Here is a 17974-nt window from a genome sequence, read left to right on the forward strand (position 1 = left end):
TCAACGAGGCCGTGCAGGTGCGTGTTCTTTTGATTTTCGACAATGCAGTTAGCGGCCGGCGGCCTCTATACACGCCCGCCGCGCATGGCACGGATGGAAAGACATTGACATGGAGTATCTCTCCGCGATCGGGACGCTGCTGATACTGATCATCTTCGGCGGCGGCCTTGTGATAGTTGCCTATCTGGCTTTCGACGACATGCGTGTGCGCGGGCTGTCCTGGACCGGCGGCTCGTTTCCAGGGTCCGTGGCGTCGCTGACGGAGCGGCTCAAGGCGGTGCCGGCCGGTCCCGCGATCGTCGCCGCGGCCATCATGGCCGGCGCCATCGTCGTCTATGTGGCGGCCGGCAGCATGGAGCGCGCCCCGGCTCCCACCGCCACGTCGGAAGACAGCGCGGCTCCGGCCGAGGCCACGCCGGCATCGGCAAGCGTGGCCGCTGCGCCCGCGGCCGAGGCGCCAGCCGCTGCCGCCGCTTCTGCTCCCGCTGCTGCGCCTGCCGTCACGTCCCCGGCCGCCACCAACGCCATGGCCAGCATGGCGGCGCCAGCCGCAGTGCGCACCGTCAACGCGTCGAGCTGCGCCTCGAACGGCTGCCCGGTGTCGTGCAGCGCCGACGAGACGCTGGCTTCGGCTTATTGCATCAGCGGCGGCGCCGCACGCCTCGCCGATCAGCTGCAGGTCAAAGACGGCGTCGTGACCGCCCGCTGCAGCCCCAGCGCCAGCAGCATCACGGTCGCCTGCGCGCGGAAGTAATTAGGCTCATTCTCGGCGACCGAAAGCCCGGCCTCGCCGGGCTTTTTGTTGGAGATCCGTGCACCGCCTCTCCCCGTCATTGCGAGGAGCGCAGCGACGAAGCAATCCAGCGCCGCACAACGGGTTTCTGGATTGCTTCGTCGGCTGCGCCTCCTCGCAATGACGGGGATAGGCCGTGCCCGAGCCCCTCACAGCACTTCGCCGTCCCGCGAAGCGGAACGGCGATGCTCAGGTCGATGATGCAGTCGGCGCGGCGATCGACGTCGCCGCCCCCCTTCGCTCAGTTCTTCTTCTCGATGTTCCAGAACACCGGGGTGGCGGGGCCATCAAGGATGCCGGTGAGTTCGTTGCGCCAGACGCTGGGCGCCTGGTACTGGCCGAGCGGGATGTACAGCACCTGCTCGTAGACTTCCTTCTGCACCTCCTCGGCGAGCTTCTTCTGCTCTTCCGGCGAGGTGGCACGGGCGAACTGGTCGCGCAGCGCTTCGACCTTCGGATCGTCCGGCCAGCCGAACCAGCCGCCGTTCTTGCCCTTGCCGCCGGTCGAGACGTTGGCGACCGGGTTGAGAATGTCGGGCCCGGCCCAATTGGTGAAGAACATGTTCCAGCCGCCGTCTTTCGGCGGCTTCTGGCTGGCGCGGCGCGTCACCACGGTCTGCCAGTCGGTCGCCTGCACGTCGACCTTGAAGCCGGCCTCGCGCAGCAGCTGCGCGGCGACGATCGGCTGCGCCTTGAGTGACACGACGTCGCCCGGCGCCATCAGCGCCACCGGCGTGCCGTCATAGCCGGACTCGGCCAGCAGCTTCTTGGCCTCGGCCATGCCGTTGCCCTTGACCAGCGTCTCGGCGCCGACGTCGCTGGCGAGCGGCGTGCCGCAGCCGAACACGGCGCCGCACACTTTGTAGTAGTCGGGATTACCGACCAGCGCGTCGAGCACCGGCTTCTGGCTCATCGCCAGGAACGCGGCGCGGCGCACCTTCGGATTGTCGAACGGCGGATACAGGAAGTTCATCCGGCCGAGCGTCTGGAAGCCGAGCGGGCTCAGCGTGTGGATGGTCAGTTCCTTGTCCTGCTTCAGCACCGGCAGGATGTCGAACGACGGCGCCTCGACGAAGTCGATATCACCGGATTGCAGCGCGTTGATCGCGGTCTGGTTGTCCGCCATCGTGATCCACTCTACGCGGTCGACCTTCACCACCTTGCCGCCCGAGGTCCAGCTCGGCGCTTCCTTGCGCGGCACGTAGTCGGCGTTCTTGACATAGACCGCCTTGACGCCCGGCTGGAATTCGGCGGCGACGAATTTGAACGGGCCGGAGCCGATCTGCTCGGGGATCGCCTTGTCGGCCGGCGTCTCGGCGATGCGCTTCGGCATCATGAACGGCACCAGCGACGACGGCTTGCCGATCGACTCCAGCACCAGGCCGTAGGGCTCCTTCAGCTTCAGCGTGATGGTCTTGGGATCGGTCGCCTCGAGGCTGGCGGTGAAGTCCATCAGCTTCTGGCCCATGCCGTCCTTCTGGCCCCAGCGCTTCAGCGACGCGACGCAATCTTCCGCCGTCACCGGCGTGCCGTCGTGCCACTTCAGTCCGTCGCGCAGAGTGAAGGTGTAGGTCAGCTTGTCGTCGGAGACTTTGAACTCCGCCATCTGCGGCTGGACCCTGAAGTTCGAATCCATCGCCAGCAGCGTGTCGTAAACCATGTAGCCGTGATCACGCGTGATGTAGGCAGTCGTCAGACCCGGATCGATCACGCGCAGATCCGAATGCATCACCGCATGAATAGTCTTGGTCTGGGCATCGGCGATCCCCGGAAGCGTCAGCGACGCTGCGAGCGCGAGCGCGGGCAGCATGAATTTGGACGCAGCTACTGAACGCAGCCGATGCGACCTGTGCAACATTCGATGTTCTCCTGGCGTGAAACTGATCAACCGCAGATCATTGCTTGGGCAGGACGACAGACAAGACGACACGTCATCGCATGCTGACGCGCAGTTATTGCGCATTGCAGCACGCGACTACCAAGACTTGCACCAAGCGTGCCAAGCGTCAATCTGTTCGCTGTGGACCGGTCTGCTGCATGATGCACAGGACCGCGCATGTTTCGCTTTACAAAAGCGCCCGCAATCTTTCTCGTAGCAGCGTCCCAACCGCGAGTACGACATGAACCCTGCCAATCTGCCGTTCGATTCCGACACGATGCTGCAAGGCCTGCGCGCCTGGGTTGAATGCGAAAGTCCGACCTGGGACAAGTCCGCAGTCGAACGCATGCTCGATCTCGCTGCGCGCGATATGGCGATCATGGGCGCATCGATCGAACGCATCGCGGGGCGGCAGGGTTTCGCGGGCTGCGTCCGCGCGCGGTTTCCGCATCCGCGCATCGGCGAGCCCGGCATTCTGATCGCCGGCCATCTCGACACCGTGCATCCGGTCGGCACCATCGAGAAGCTGCAGTTTCGCCGCGAGGGCAACAAGGCATTCGGCCCCGGCATCTTCGACATGAAGGGCGGCAATTACTTGACGCTGGAGGCGATCCGCCAGCTGGCGCGGGCGTCGTTCACCACGCCGCTGCCGATCACCGTGCTGTTCACGCCCGACGAGGAGGTTGGTACGCCATCGACCCGTGACATCATCGAGGCCGAAGCGGCGCGCAACAAATATGTGCTGGTGCCGGAACCCGGACGTCCCGACAACGGCGTCGTTACCGGGCGCTACGCGATTGCGCGTTTCAACCTCAGCGCCACCGGCAAGCCCAGCCACGCCGGCGCCACGCTGTCGTCGGGCCGCTCCGCGATCCGCGAGATGGCGCGGCAGATTCTGGCGATCGACGCCATGACCGGTGAGGATTGCACGTTCAGCGTCGGCATCGTGCACGGCGGCCATTGGGTGAACTGCGTCGCCACCACCTGCACCGGCGAGGCGCTGAGCATGGCGAAGCGGCAGGCCGATCTCGATCGCGGCGTCGAGCGGATGCTGGCGCTGTCCGGCAGCAGCAACGACGTCGCATTCGAGGTCACGCGCGGCGTGACCCGACCGGTGTGGGAGCCAGACGCAGGCACCATGGCGCTCTATGAGAAAGCCTGTGCGGTCGCTGCGCAGATCGGCGTCAGCCTGCCGCATGGCAGTGCGGGCGGCGGCTCCGACGGCAACTTCACCGGTGCAATGGGCATTCCGACGCTCGACGGGCTGGGCGTGCGCGGCGCCGATGCGCACACGCTGAACGAGCATATCGAGGTCGACAGTCTCGCCGAGCGTGGTCGTCTGATGGCCGGGCTGCTTGCGACGCTCGAATGAAGATCCTCTTATCTCAACTAATCGGCCGTGGTTCCATGGCATGGGACTTGCTCCAGGATTTGCTCAAGAATCGGCAGCGGATCGACACCGATCCGCAACACGGACCCATGGCGATATGACGAACAGCATCAGGCGGATAAATTTTACTAATCGGCAGTCTGCTTCAACCACGGAGCGTCGATGCTCGGTTATCTGATCCGCCGCATACTCGCGGCCATCCCGGTGATGGGCGTCGTCGCGCTCGTCGTGTTCCTGCTGCTGCGGCTGACGCCCGGCGATCCCGCCGCGATCCTCGCCGGCGACAACGCCTCCCCCGAACAACTCGCCCGCATCCGCGCCTCGCTCGGCCTCAACGAGCCGCTCTACACGCAGTTCTTCAGCTGGATCGGCAAGCTGCTGCACGGCGATCTCGGCGTCTCGCTGATCTCGCAGGTGCCCGTGCTGCAGATGATCAGCCAGCGCATCGAGCCGACGCTCAGCGTCGCGATCGCCACCATCGTTCTGTCGATTGTCGTCGCGGTGCCGCTCGGCGTCATTGCGGCGTGGAAGCACGGCACCTGGATCGACCGCTTCGTCATGGGGCTGTCGGTGATCGGCTTCTCGGTGCCGGTGTTCGTGATCGGCTACGTGCTGATCCAGATCTTCGCGATCGACTTGCGCTGGTTCCCGGTGCAGGGCTTTCGCACGATGGCGCGCGGCTTCGGACCGTTCGTCGAACGGCTGGTGCTGCCGACGCTGACGCTGTCCTTCATCTACATCGCGCTGATCGCCCGCATGACCCGCGCGGCGATGCTCGACGTGCTCGGCGAGGACTATGTCCGCACCGCGCGCGCCAAGGGCATCACCGAAAGCCGCGTCCTGCTGCGCCACGCGCTGCGCAACGCCGCGGTGCCGGTGATCACCGTGATCGGCACCGGCTTCGCGCTCTTGATCTCCGGTGTCGTCGTCACCGAAAGCGTGTTCAACCTGCCGGGCATCGGCCGCCTCACGGTCGACGCGGTGCTGGCGCGTGACTATCCGGTGATCCAGGGCATGATCCTGCTCACCTCCGGCATCTACGTGGCCGTCAATCTGCTGATCGACGTGGCGTATACGCTGCTCGATCCGCGCATCAGGTACTAGGGGAACAGCGATGGCCATCGACAGCCTCCCCGAATCCTCAATGCCGATTACGCGGCCGTTCGGCCAGAAGTTCGGCTTTCTGTATTCCAGCCCGATCATCGCGGCGGCGTCGATCTGCCTGGCGCTGGTGGTCGCTTCCGCGATCTTCGCGCCGTGGCTGGCGCCGCACGATCCGCTGCAGCTGGCGCCGGCGCAGCGGCTGAAACCGGCGAGCGCCGAGTTTCTGCTCGGCACCGATGCCTACGGTCGCGACGTCCTGTCCCGCATCCTTTACGGCGGGCGCATCTCGCTGCTGATCGGGCTCGGCGCCGCGATCGTCTCGATCGCGATCGGCCTGGTGATCGGTCTGGTCTCCGGCTTCTTCAAATGGCTCGACGCCATCATGATGCGGCTGATGGACGGGCTGATGGCGATCCCCAGCATCCTGCTGGCGATCGCCGTGGTGTCGCTGTCTGGCGCCAGCCTGACCACCGTGCTGATCGCCATCACCATTCCGGAAATCCCGCGGGTGGCGCGGCTGGTACGCTCGGTGGTGCTGACGGCGCGCGAGGAGCCTTATGTCGAAGCCGCGATTTCGCTCGGCTCCAGCCTGCCCAAGATCATGGCGCGGCATCTGCTGCCGAACACCGTTGCGCCGCTGATCGTGCAGGGCACCTACATCGCCGCCTCGGCAATCCTCACCGAAGCGATCCTGTCGTTCCTCGGCGCCGGCATCAGCCCGGAGACGCCGACCTGGGGCAACATCATGGCCGAGGGCCGCGCGCTGTTCCAGGTCAAGCCGTCGCTGATCTTCTGGCCCGGCGTGCTGCTGTCGATCGCGATCCTCAGCGTCAATCTGATCGGCGACGCCGCCCGCGACGCGCTCGATCCCCGGATGAAACAGCGCGAGGGCTCGCGATGAGCGCCGAACCGTCGCAGCTTGATCCGTCATTGCGAGCGAAGCGAAGCAATCCAGAGCTCCGCGAACCGGCCGCTGGATTGCTTCGTCGCTTCGCTCCTCGCAATGACGGGAAGAAGAGGTCCGCATGACCGACAACGTTCTCGAAATCGACAACCTGGTCGTCCGGCTCGGCAAGGGCGGCGATGGCGACAAGGTGATCGACGGGATTTCGCTCAGCGTGCGGCCCGGCGAGACGATGTGCCTGGTCGGCGAAAGCGGCTCGGGCAAATCGGTGACGTCGCTCGCCACCATGGGACTGCTGCCGAAAGGCGTGCTGCACGCAAGCGGTGGGCAAATCCGGCTCGCCGGTGAGAACGTGCTCGCCGCCAGCGAGCGGCGGCTGCGGCAGCTGCGCGCCAGCCAGATGGCGATGATCTTCCAGGAGCCGATGACGGCGCTCAACCCGGTGGTCCCGGTCGGCAAGCAGATCGATGAGGTGCTGCGCTTCCACACCGATCTCGGCGCCCGCGAGCGGCGGAAGCGCATCCTCGACATGATGGAGCAGGTCCGCCTGCCCGACGTCGAGCGTATCTTCGCGTCCTATCCGCATCGCCTCTCCGGCGGTCAGCGCCAGCGCATCATGATCGCGATGGCGCTGGTGCTCGAACCCAAGCTCCTGATTGCCGACGAGCCGACCACCGCGCTCGACGTGACCACCCAGAAGCAGATCCTGACGCTGATCCGCGAATTGCAGCAGGCGCACGGCACCGCGGTGCTGTTCATCACCCACGACATGGGCGTCGTCGCCGAGATCGCCGACCGCGTCGCGGTGATGCGCACCGGGCGACTGGTCGAAACCGGACCGCTCGATCAGGTGCTACGCCAGCCGGCAATGGACTACACCCGCAAGCTGCTGTCGGCGGTGCCGAGCCTGGTGCCGCGCGCGCCGCGCGTCGCCACCGGCACCCCGGTGGTGCTGGAAGCCAACGAACTCGGCAAGGTGTATCGCGAGCGCTCCTTCCTCGGCGGCCGCCGCGAAGTCGTCGCCGCGCAGGACGTGACGCTGACGCTGCACAAGGGCCGCACGCTGGGCATCGTCGGCGAAAGCGGCTCGGGCAAATCGACCGTGGCGCGCTGCATCGTGCGGCTGATCGATCCGACCTCGGGCGGCATTCGCCTCGCCGGCCGCGAGATCTCCGATCTGTCGCGCCGGCTGCTGCGGCCGCACCGCAAGAAGATCCAGATCATCTTCCAGGATCCGTATCGTTCGCTCAATCCGCGAGTCAGCGTCGGCGAGAGCATCGCGGAGGGCCCGATCAACTACGGCATGCCGCATGCCGAGGCGATCGCCAAGGCGCGGCAGCTGCTCGAACTGGTGCATCTGCCGGCCGACGCGATCTCGCGATTCCCGCATCAATTCTCCGGCGGCCAGCGCCAGCGTATCGCGATCGCCCGCGCGCTCGCGCTCGATCCGGACGTGCTGGTCGCCGACGAGGCTGTATCGGCGCTCGACGTCTCGGTGCAGGCGCAGGTGCTGGAGCTGCTCGACGAAATCCAGACCCGGCTCGGCATCGCGCTGTTGTTTATCACCCACGATCTGCGCGTCGCCGCTCAGATCTGCGACGACGTCGCGGTGATGCAGAAGGGCCGCGTCGTCGAGCAGGGCCCGGCCGCCGAAGTGCTCACCAACCCGAAACAGGCCTACACGAGGCAACTGCTCGAGGCCGCCCCCGGCCGCGACTGGGACTTCGCGAATTTCCGCCCGGTGAGCGAAGCACCTGTTGCGATGGCCAACTAAGCACCCACCCCTCCCCGAGTCGTTCCGGGGCGCGAGCGCAGCTCGCGAACCCGGAACCTCTTCTTTTCCATAACTGCGAGATTCCGGGTTCGCGCTTCGCGCGCCCCGGAATGACGAAGCAAGAGAACAACGCTTATGACCCGCATCGCCGTCGGCGGCTTTCTGCACGAGACCAACACCTTTGCGCCCACCAAGGCGACCTGGGAGGATTTCGTTCATGGCGGGGGCTGGCCGGCGATGACCACCGGTGCCGACGTGCTGAAAGTGATGCGCGGCATCAATGTCGGGCTCGCCGGCTTCAATGACGAAGCCGCGACCCACGGCTGGGAGCTGGTCCCGACCATCGCCTGCGGCGCGAGCCCCTCGGCGCACGTGACAGAGGACGCATTCGAACGCGTCGTGAAAGTCATGATCGACGGCATTCGCGACGCGGGTCCCCTCGACGCCGTGTATCTCGACCTGCACGGCGCCATGGTCGCCGAGCATCTCGACGATGGCGAAGGCGAGATCCTCGCCCGCGTCCGCGACGTCATCGGCCCCGATCTGCCGCTGGTGGTCAGTCTCGATCTGCACGCCAACGTGACGCCGCGCATGGTCGAGCATGCCGACGCGCTGATTGCCTATCGCACCTATCCGCATGTCGATATGGCGGACACCGGCCGCGCCGCCGCCAAGCACCTCGCGCTTCTGCTGAGCAGCAGCCAGAAGTTCGCCAAAGCGTTCCGGCAGCTGCCGTTCCTGATCCCGATCTCGTGGCAGTGCACCTTCGACGAGCCGACCAAGGGCATCTACGACAAGCTCGCGGCGCTGCAGAGCGACGCAGTGCCGACGCTGTCGTTCGCGCCGGGCTTTCCGGCCGCCGACTTCCCCGATTGCGGCGCGAGCGTATTCGCCTATGGCCGCACCCAGGCAGACGCCGACGCGGCTGCCGACAAGGTGGCGGCCCTCGTGATCGGTCACGAGAACAATTTCGACGGTCCGATCTATTCGCCCGACGACGGCGTCAAGCTGGCGATGCAGCTGGCGGAGGGCGCCACCAAGCCAGTGATCATTGCTGATACCCAGGACAATCCCGGCGCCGGCGGCGACTCCGACACCACCGGCATGCTGCGCGCGCTGGTGCGCGCCAACGCGCAGCGTGCCGCGATCGGGGTGATCTACGATCCTGTCTCGGCGCAGGCTGCGCATGAGGCCGGCATCGGCGCCACGGTGCGGCTCGCGCTCGGCGGCAAGTCCGGGATCGCCGGCGATGCGCCCTATGAAGAAAGCTTCGTGATCGAGCAGCTATCGGGCGGGCGCTTCGTCGCACCCGGCCCGTATTATGGCGGACGCGTGATGGAGATGGGCCCGTCGGCCTGCCTGCGGATCGGCGACGTGCGCGTGGTCGTGTCATCGCACAAGGCGCAGCTCGCCGATCAGGCGATGTATCGCTATGTCGGCATCGAGCCGACTGAGCAAGCAATCCTGGTGGTGAAGAGCTCGGTGCACTTTCGCGCCGACTTTCAACCGATCGCCGAGCAACTACTGATCTGCGCCGCGCCCGGCGCGATGCCGGCCGATCCCGCATCGCTGCCGTGGACGAGGCTGCGCCCGGGCGTGCGCGTCAAGCCGAACGGCCAGCCGTTCGGAGGCTAGGGTTTGTTTTGGCTTTGCAACCGCCTCCAGCGCCGTCATTGCGAGGAGCGAAGCGACGACGCAATCCAGCCAAGCCCCATTTGCGGCCGCTGGATTGCTTCGCTTCGCTCGCAATGACGCGAAGCGCTGCGGATTTGGCTACCTTCATCTCCGGCCATCCACCCAATCGCACCTGAACCGATTTCAAAGGTTCGCAAACTCGCTGCATCGTCCGATCAACGGCAAGATGTCGTGCCACCATGTGAAAGCTGCTGGTTGACGTCACGCGCGCCTGACTCATCACGCATCAAACAACACAGAACTACTTCGCGGAGGTCGAGCAATCTGCGCGCTCATGTATGCTGATACCATTTTCCCAATTAGTTCCCTTCGACGCAGACATTATTGGAACGGATCAGGTTCCATTTCATTTGCTCACCATTCACGGGCGCCTTAGCGGCGCGAAGGGGATCGCAGATGTCCGTTACCAACAGCGAAACATTCGGCAATTCGAACGTTCAGCTCCATCCCAGGTCGAGCCTTGCGAATCCGGTCGGCGGCACGAGAACAGATATCGCGACCCGAGTCGGCCGTCTCGCGACTTACTCCCTCGGCTTCGCTGCGAGTGAGGAGACAACGCGCCCGCTCTTGCTGATCCACAGCATCAACGCAGCAGGCTCGGCGTTCGAGATCAAAACGCTGTATGATCACTATGCCCGATCTCGTCCGGTGCACGCGGTCGACCTGCCGGGCTTCGGCCAGTCCGACCGCGATGATCGCGAATATACAGCGCGGATGATGACCGATGCGGTGCACGCGGCGATCACGCGCGTGCAGGAGCTGCATGGCCCGGAGCCTATCGACGTAATGGCGCTGTCGCTGTCGTGCGAATTTGCCGCACGCGCCGCGACCGAAAAGCCGGAGGCTTTCCACACGCTGGGCCTGATCAGCCCGACCGGTTTTGAAGGCAAAGCTCGCGATGAACGTGTGCCGACCACACGTGGTCAGGGTTGGCTGCTCGGCACGCTGCGGTTCAAGCTGTGGGACGAAGGCTTCTTCAGGCTGCTCACGGCGCGGCCAGTGATCCGGAAATTCCTGGAGAAGGCCTGGGGCTCGAAAAAGATCGACGAGTCGATGCTGGACTATGACTACCATACTACCCATCAGCCCGGTGCGCGCTATGCCCCCTACTACTTCGTGGCCGGCTACATGTTCAGCAAGGACATCCTGAGCATCTACGAATCACTGCGGCTGCCGGTATGGATGGCGTACGGCACCCGCGGCGACTTCGTCGACTACCGGCACAAGAGCCGAGTCGCCGGGCGGTCAAATTGGACCATCCAGCAGTTCGACGCCGGCGCGCTGATGCACTTCGAAATTCTCGACCAGGTGGTACGTTCGTACGATCAGTTTCTCGCACTGTCAGAGCGGGCTGACGCACCTGTCGTGACGGCCTGACAAAAGCGGGAGCGCCGCACGAGGATGTGAAGCGGCGCTCCCTGTGATCACTACATGGGTTTGGTTTTCGTGTTGCAAACGGCGACACGAGCGCGGTTAACTGACAATGCAAGTCATGTGATACGACTCTCCATGCGGAGGTGTTGAACGAGAATGAACTACGCAAGCCTCCTCACCGGCTCTGCCGGCCTCGAATCACCGCCAGTGCACCCGCTGACGCACCATGAAATCCTCACGCTCGTGCAGCCGTTCACGCGACGCGACCTCCATGTCGATCTCGGCGCCAGCGATCGCATCAACCGACGGCTGATCTTCAAGCCTGTCATACATGACGAGCACGGTGTCGCAGGGATCGACGCACAGGAAGTGCTGCAGCTCGACAATCCCCGCCCCGGCTACAGCATTCTCACGCGCACGCTGACGCTCGGCTGCGGCCTCTCGGCCACATTGGAGACGCAAGGCGAAGACCCGCGCGTGTTGCTGGCCCGGATCGAAACGATGCGCCCGCAGCAGCAATTCCGCAATGTCGAAGGCACCACCGTGGCACTCAGCTATCGCCTGGCGCCGCGGCCCGGCGCCAAGGGCTACGATCCGGCCGCAGTCGATCGCGAATTGCTGCGCGGCGAGGCACGCATCGCTGGTTTCACCATCGTGCTGCGCGGGCCGCAGGTGCGCGGCTATCCGGCCGAGATCGACATCACCCCGCAGGTCGCCGGCGTCAAGCTGCCGGAGGATTTGTTGGCAGTGATGGGCTGGGCGTGGTCGCCGCTTCGCACCAGCAAGGCGGGCTACAGCGGCAAGCTGAAGGCGCGCGGCAGCGGCGCGGAGTTGAGCCGCGCCATCGAGGCGCGGTTCGAGCAAACCATTGCGCATCTGGCCCGCACGCTGTCGCAACCGCCGGCCGCCTTTCACGCCACGCAGGTGCGCGCGCGCTGGGGTGTGGCGCTGCGCCGCGCGCTGCCGCTGCTGTTCTTCGGCAGCCTGATCGTCGGTGCCGCAGGGCTGACGCTGGTGGATATTCCGCAGGACTCGATCTTCAACCTACTGCTGATGGGCGCACCGCCGCTGCTGATGATCGGCGCCTTCGGCATGCGCGACATTCCGTCGATGGAGATTCCGCCGTTACCACGCCGCATGACTCACACCGCCTGGCATCCGCAAATGGAGACCGCCGCGCAACCAGCTCTCGACGCACAGACGACCTAACCGAGGACTTGATCGATGCACGGCAACCCGATGAACATCCCCCCGGTCTCGATCGCGGCCGCAAAAGCCGCGCTGATCGAGCAATATGGCGAGCCGACGCTGCGCAAGCGCGCCTCGATGCTGTGGGGAACGCGCGGGGTCGGCAAGTCTTCGGTCGTGCGTCAGGTCGCCGAGCACTACAAGGTGCCGCTGGTTGATCTGCGGCTCACCACGATCGAACCGGTCGACATCCGCGGCGCGATCTATGCGGACGAGAATCTCGCCAAGACGGTGTGGTTTCCGCCGGAGTTTCTGCCGTCGCCGGATCAGCCCGAGGGTCTGCTGTTTCTCGACGAACTGACTGCCGCGGATCAGCGGCTGCAGATCTCGGCGTATTCGCTGATCCTCGACCGCCGCGTCGGCAACTACCAACTACCGGACGGTTGGCTGGTGGTGGCCGCCGGCAATGCCAGCTTCCACGGCGCGATCAGTCACGACATGGGCACCGCGCTGGCCGACCGGATGTTCCACTTCAACGTCCAGACCGCGATCGACGCCTTCCTCAGCCATGCGATGGCTCGCGACTTCGCACCTGAGGTGATGGCCTATCTCAAGGTGCGCCCCGACAAGCTCGACGACACCCAGGCGCAGCTCGCCGGCGATCATCTCATCGGCGCCAGCCCGCGCGGCTGGGAGGACATCTCCAACGTGTTGAGGTCGGGCCTGTCGGATGCAGCCAAGCGGCTGTTCGTGCAGGGCCGGATCGGCGCCGCCAACGCGGCGGAGTTCTTCGGCGTGCTGCGCGAGATCAAGGCCGGCACGGACGTGCTGAAGCTGCTGGCGGCGCGTCCCGGCCCGGAGACCGCCGCGCTGCTGCCGCGGACGCTCGATTCCCTTTACGGCATGCTGTACGGCCTGCTCGCCGCCTGCACCGACAAGGAGACGCTGGCGCGCGCGCTCGAGATCATCGAGCAGCTGCCTGATATCCGCGGCGCGGTGACACTACCGATCCGCGAGGCGCAGACGCTGGCGATGGAGCTGTTGATGCAACGCGGGCTGGAGAACGGCCTTGAGGCGGCGATCTTCGACAGCCCAGCCTATGCGCGCTATGGCGAACGCCGGCAGTTGGAAACGCAGGATGCCTGAAGCTGCGGCGCTGTTCAGTCATCGCGGCACGCGCGCCATCCAGCGCATGGTGGAGTTCGCGCCGTCGACCGGCGGCCTCGCGCTGTGGGTGCGGCATCAGGACCTGCCCGCTGATGGCGACGAGCCCGCATCGCCCGCGGTGACCGACGGCACCACCGTGTATTACAGCCCGACATTCGACAGACTGCCGCTCGCCGAGCAAACCGGGCTGGTCGCCCACGAGGTGCTGCACATCGCGCTGCGCCACCCGCAGCGCTATGTCGAGCTGCAGCGCGTGATCGGCGATGTCGATCTCGAACTCTACACCATCTGCGCCGACGCCATCGTCAACTCCACGCTGGCGCATCTGACCTGGCTGAAGCTGCCGGCCAAATCGGTGATGCTGGAGCAACTCCTCGCCCAGGCGCTGAAGCGCGAGCAGCCGGCCGAAGCGGCACTGCTGGAATGGGATGTCGAGAAGCTGTACCGCGCGATCGACGATCGCAGCGAGACCAGCAACAACGGCAAGCAGAAGTCCAAAGATGCCTCCCGCTCCGGTTCGGAATCCGATGAGTCCGGCAGCGGCGGCCGCAATCCGTCGCAGTCCCAATCGGAGTTGGTGAAGGAGAGTGCCGAGCAACGCGCCGACGGTGCGCGCTCCGCCAAGGTCCGCGAACTCGGCGCCGGCGGCGCACGCGACCTCATCCCTAATGCGGAGTCGCAATCCGCGCCCGAGGCGGAGGCCGAGCACGCCCGCGACTGGAGCGAGCGCATTCTGCGCGGCCACGCCGGCGACGGCGCGTTCTCGATGCTGCGCACGCTGCTCGCCGACCTGCCGCGCACCCGCACGCCGTGGGCGCAGGTGCTGCGCGTCCAGCTCGCGCGCGGCCTGGCGCGCAAGCCGGGGCTGACCTGGTCGCGGCCGGCGCGCTCCTACATCGCCAATCAGGGCCGCGCCGGCCCCCATCGCATGCCGTTCGAGCCGGGTTTCCAGGCCACCAAGAATGAGCCGCGGCTGGCGCTGATCATCGACGTGTCGGGCTCGATCGACGACCGCCTGATCGAGCGCTTCGCCAACGAGATCGAGACCATCCTGCGGCGGCAGGAAGCAGGCCTCGTGCTGATCATCGGCGACGAGCGCGTCCGCCAGGTCGAATTCTACGAGCCGGGACGGCGCTTCGTGCTCGGCGAAATCTCGTTCGCCGGCGGCGGCGGCACCGATTTCACGCCGTTGCTCGCCGAGGCCGACCGGCACAAGCCCGATATCGCGGTAGTGCTGACCGATCTCGAAGGCCCGGCGGACTTCAAGCCGCGCTGGCCGGTGATCTGGGCAGTGCCCGAGGCGAACGCGCAGACCACGCAGCCGTTCGGCCGGCTACTGACGTTGAACTAATCGGGGCCGACGACAAGATCGTCAGGAGCACGCCATGCTACAGGTGATCGGAATTCCGGACGCATGCGACAACCTCGCGCCGATCCCGATGGAGTGCGACGCGCCGTTTCTGCAGATCAGAGGCGAGCTGCCGCGCGAGCTGAACGGCACGCTGTATCGCAACGGCGCCAACCCGCAATTTGCGTCACCAAACGCGCACTGGTTCTTCGGCGACGGCATGCTGCATGCGTTCCGGCTGGAGAACGGCCGCGCCAGCTATCGCAATCGCTGGGTGCGGACGCCGAAGTGGCTGGCCGAGCACGACGCCGGCCGGCCGCTGTACGGCGAATTCAACATGAAGCTGCCCGACGCGCCGCGCTCCGCGCCCGACGACGGCAATGTCGCCAACACCAACATCGTGTATCATGCCGGTCGCCTGCTGGCGCTCGAAGAAGCGCATCTGCCGATGGAGATCGAGCCGGGCACACTGGCGACGCGCGGCTATCACGACTATGGCGGCGTCCTGAAGGGGCCGTTCACGGCGCATCCGAAGATCGATCCGGTGACCGGCGAGATGCTGTTCTTCGGCTACAATGCGGCGGGACCGCTCAAGCGCACGATGTCGTTCGGCGCGATCGACGCGTCGGGGCACGTCACCCGGCTGGAGTATTTCAAGGCGCCCTATGCGGCGATGGTACACGACTTCATCGTCACCGAGCACTACGTGCTGTTTCCGATCCTGCCGCTCACCGGCAGCCTCTGGCGGGCGATGCGAGGCAAGCCGCCTTATGCCTGGGAGCCCGGCAAGGGCTCTTATGTCGGGGTGATGAAGCGCGGCGGCTCGACCCGCGATATCCGCTGGTTCCGCGGCGACGCCTGCTTTGTGTTCCACGTGATGAATGCGTGGGAGGACGGCACCAGGATCGTCGCCGACGTGATGCAATCCGAGGAAGCGCCGCTGTTTCCGCACACCGACGGCCGCCGCACCGATCCGGACAAAGGCCGCGCGCGGCTGTGCCGCTGGAGTTTCGACCTCGCCAGCAACACCAGCGGCTTTTCACGTAGCTATCTCGACGACATCAGCGGCGAATTTCCGCGCATCGACGAGCGCCGCGCCGGCCTGCGCAGCCGCCATGGCTGGTATGCCTGCGCGAGCCCGGAAACCCCGACGCTCGGCATGCTGACCGGGCTGGTGCATGTCGACGGCGACGGCACCCGCCGCGCCCGCTATCTGCTGCCGGCGGGCGACACCATCGGCGAGCCGGTGTTCGTGCCGCGCACGCCCGACGCGGCCGAAGCCGATGGCTGGCTGCTGACGGTGATCTGGCGTGGCTGCGAAAACCGCAGCGACCTCGCGGTGTTCAACGCCGCCGACATCGAGAGCGGCCCGATCGCACTGGTGCAACTCGGCCACCGCGTGCCGGATGGCTTCCACGGCAATTGGGTGGCGAACTGAGAGCGAGCGCCCTAGGCGGCCCGCGCCTGTTCAGAGGCCGCGATCCTTCTCCTTGAGCAGACGGCGATAATACGTACTCCGATCGATCCCGAGCCGGCGCGCTGCGCGGGAGACGTTGCCGTCGCTGGCGTCGAGTGCCGCCTGAAGTGCTGATCGGGTCTGCTCCGCCAGCGAGGTCGGGGGCGGAGCGCTGAATACGATCTCGCATGCCGGCGCCGCCGCTCGGATTTCGGACGGCAGAGCCGAGACGTCCACCGGCTGGCCCGGCTCGCCGAGCACCATCAGGGCGCGCAGCGTGCCGACCAGCTGGCGGAAATTGCCCGGCCACTCATAGGCGGCCAGCAGACGCTCGACCTCGTCCGACAGCTCCACGCCGGCCGTCTCGCCGCCGAGTTGGCGCCACAGCCGGCGCACCAGCGCCAGCCGGTCAGGATGATGCCGCACCGGCGGTCGCTCGACGACATACTGGGCGATGCGGAAGTACAGATCCTGCCGGAACGCGCCGGCGGCCAGCAGCGTCGACAGCGACTGATGCGTGGCGCAGATCAGCGCGAAATCCACCGGCACCGGCTTGCCGCCGCCGAGCGGCGACACCTGCTTGTCCTGCAGCACGCGGAGCAGACGGCTCTGCAACGATAGCGGCATGTCGCCGATCTCGTCGAGGAACAGCACGCCGCCATCCGCCTGGCGCAACAGGCCGGGCGCGCCTTGCCGCCGCGCGCCGGTGAAGGCGCCGGCCTCGTAGCCGAACAGCTCCGACTCGATCAGACCTTGCGGCAACGCCGCGCAATTGACCGGCACGAACGGCTTGGCGTGCCGGTCGCTCTCGGCGTGGACGCGGCGAGCGAAGACGTCCTTGCCGGAGCCGGTCTCCCCGAGCAGCAGCAATGGGATGCCCGCATTGACCAGGCGAACGGCCCGCGACAGCGACGCCAGCATCTCCTCGCCGAGAATCGGCTCGATCTCGCCTTTCGGTGGCGCGATCGCCGCCGTTGCCGCACCGCCGCGGGACGGCCGGCGAGGAGCATCGCGCAGGCGGCCGTACAGCCGCGAGCCCTCGGGCCCGCGCAGCGGCTGGATCTGATCCGATGGACGTATCCCCGGCAGCAAAGTCGCCAGCCTGGCCCGATCGATCGCGGACCAATCCAGCTTCAACAGATCAAGGCCGCGCCGATTGGCACCGACCAGCACGCCATCGGCAAATGCCAGGACGCCCTCGCGCGGGGTCCCCACCAGGGCGCGGTCCGCGTGAAAGCGGAGCATCGTGCAGTGCTCGAACCCCTCGCTGAAGAACCGATGCTCGATCTGCTCGGCAGCCAGCCGCATCAATCCCAAAGCGTGAACGTGCCGGATCGCGGCGGGCCCGGTCATATCGAGCGCGCCCGCGATGTTGCCGCGCGGATCGATCAGCGGGGCCGCCGCGCAGGCCAGAATTCTGTGATGCTCGAAGAAATGCTCGGCACCGTGGACCACGATCGGCTGCCGCTCGACCAGCGCCGTCCCGATCGCATTCGTCCCCGTGGCAGCCTCGTTCCAGGACACACCGGGCCGCAGCGCCACTTCGGCGGCGCGCCCAGCAAAGGCGGCGTCACCGACCATGTCGAGCAGCACGCCGGCCGTATCGGTCAGAACTACTACACTACCAGTCAGGCGCGCATCGCCCTGCAACGCATCCAACTCGGGACGCGCCAGACGACTGAGCCGCGCGTGACGCTCTTGAAGCTCACGCAACTCATAAGCAGTAGGCGGTTCAAGCGAGGGTGAGCGGCTGACGTCGAGACCCTGCCCGGCGCATCGCTCCCACGACCGCAGGATCGGCGCGGCGATAATTCCCGAAACAGACCGTCCTTCGTCGAAGAAGCGACGACGCGCGACGAAAACGGCATCATGATCTGATGCAGGCGACATGGGCGTCTCCGG

13 protein-coding genes are annotated in these 17974 nt (G+C 66.2%); 11 read left to right on the forward strand and 2 right to left on the reverse strand.

All coding sequences use genetic code 11. The annotated features are described in order from the left end of the window. The first annotated feature begins 109 nt into the window (after positions 1-109). On the forward strand, positions 110-754 hold the full coding sequence (locus D4Q52_RS16320) for a hypothetical protein (protein WP_119857624.1): 645 nt from the start codon (positions 110-112) through the stop codon (positions 752-754). A gap of 280 nt (positions 755-1034) precedes the next feature. Here D4Q52_RS16320 and D4Q52_RS16325 read toward each other — a convergent pair whose 3' ends face one another. Continuing rightward, complete coding sequence (locus D4Q52_RS16325) at positions 1035-2651, reverse strand: ABC transporter substrate-binding protein (protein WP_119857625.1); 1617 nt, start codon at positions 2649-2651, stop codon at positions 1035-1037. A 262-nt stretch (positions 2652-2913) separates the two neighbouring features. Here D4Q52_RS16325 and D4Q52_RS16330 point away from each other — a divergent pair, with 262 nt between their 5' ends. The 10 genes from D4Q52_RS16330 (at position 2914) to D4Q52_RS16375 (ending at position 16054) form a co-directional block, all read left to right on the forward strand. Continuing rightward, positions 2914-4044, forward strand: a complete 1131-nt coding sequence (locus tag D4Q52_RS16330; protein WP_119857626.1) for a M20/M25/M40 family metallo-hydrolase — start codon at positions 2914-2916, stop codon at positions 4042-4044. 180 nt (positions 4045-4224) lie between these two features. Then, entirely contained in the window at positions 4225-5166 is a 942-nt protein-coding gene (locus D4Q52_RS16335) for an ABC transporter permease (RefSeq protein ID WP_119857627.1), read from the forward strand. 10 nt (positions 5167-5176) lie between these two features. Beyond that, entirely contained in the window at positions 5177-6067 is an 891-nt protein-coding gene (locus D4Q52_RS16340) for an ABC transporter permease (protein WP_119857628.1), read from the forward strand. A 124-nt stretch (positions 6068-6191) separates the two neighbouring features. Next, positions 6192-7844, forward strand: a complete 1653-nt coding sequence (locus D4Q52_RS16345; protein WP_119857629.1) for an ABC transporter ATP-binding protein — start codon at positions 6192-6194, stop codon at positions 7842-7844. Between the two features lie 135 nt (positions 7845-7979). Beyond that, entirely contained in the window at positions 7980-9479 is a 1500-nt protein-coding gene (locus D4Q52_RS16350; RefSeq protein WP_119857630.1) for a M81 family metallopeptidase, read from the forward strand. 456 nt (positions 9480-9935) lie between these two features. Next, complete coding sequence (locus tag D4Q52_RS16355; protein WP_119857631.1) at positions 9936-10916, forward strand: alpha/beta fold hydrolase; 981 nt, start codon at positions 9936-9938, stop codon at positions 10914-10916. 153 nt (positions 10917-11069) lie between these two features. Then, on the forward strand, positions 11070-12122 hold the full coding sequence (locus tag D4Q52_RS16360) for a hypothetical protein (protein WP_119857632.1): 1053 nt from the start codon (positions 11070-11072) through the stop codon (positions 12120-12122). Between the two features lie 15 nt (positions 12123-12137). Then, positions 12138-13247, forward strand: coding sequence for an ATPase (locus D4Q52_RS16365; protein WP_119857633.1), 1110 nt, complete (start codon positions 12138-12140; stop codon positions 13245-13247). Then, positions 13240-14619 carry a vWA domain-containing protein gene (locus tag D4Q52_RS16370; RefSeq protein ID WP_119857634.1) on the forward strand — a complete coding sequence of 460 codons (1380 nt, stop codon included), beginning with the start codon at positions 13240-13242 and terminating at the stop codon, positions 14617-14619. Before D4Q52_RS16365 ends, D4Q52_RS16370 begins: the two co-directional genes overlap by 8 nt. Before the next feature lie 34 nt (positions 14620-14653). After that, on the forward strand, positions 14654-16054 hold the full coding sequence (locus D4Q52_RS16375; protein ID WP_119857635.1) for a carotenoid oxygenase family protein: 1401 nt from the start codon (positions 14654-14656) through the stop codon (positions 16052-16054). A gap of 30 nt (positions 16055-16084) precedes the next feature. Here the strand turns inward: D4Q52_RS16375 and D4Q52_RS16380 are convergent, their stop codons facing one another. Continuing rightward, positions 16085-17962, reverse strand: a complete 1878-nt coding sequence (locus tag D4Q52_RS16380) for a sigma-54-dependent Fis family transcriptional regulator (protein WP_119857636.1) — start codon at positions 17960-17962, stop codon at positions 16085-16087. Positions 17963-17974: the final 12 nt, after the last annotated feature.

Source organism: Rhodopseudomonas palustris, from assembly GCF_003591005.1.
GTDB lineage: Bacteria > Pseudomonadota > Alphaproteobacteria > Rhizobiales > Xanthobacteraceae > Rhodopseudomonas > Rhodopseudomonas palustris_K.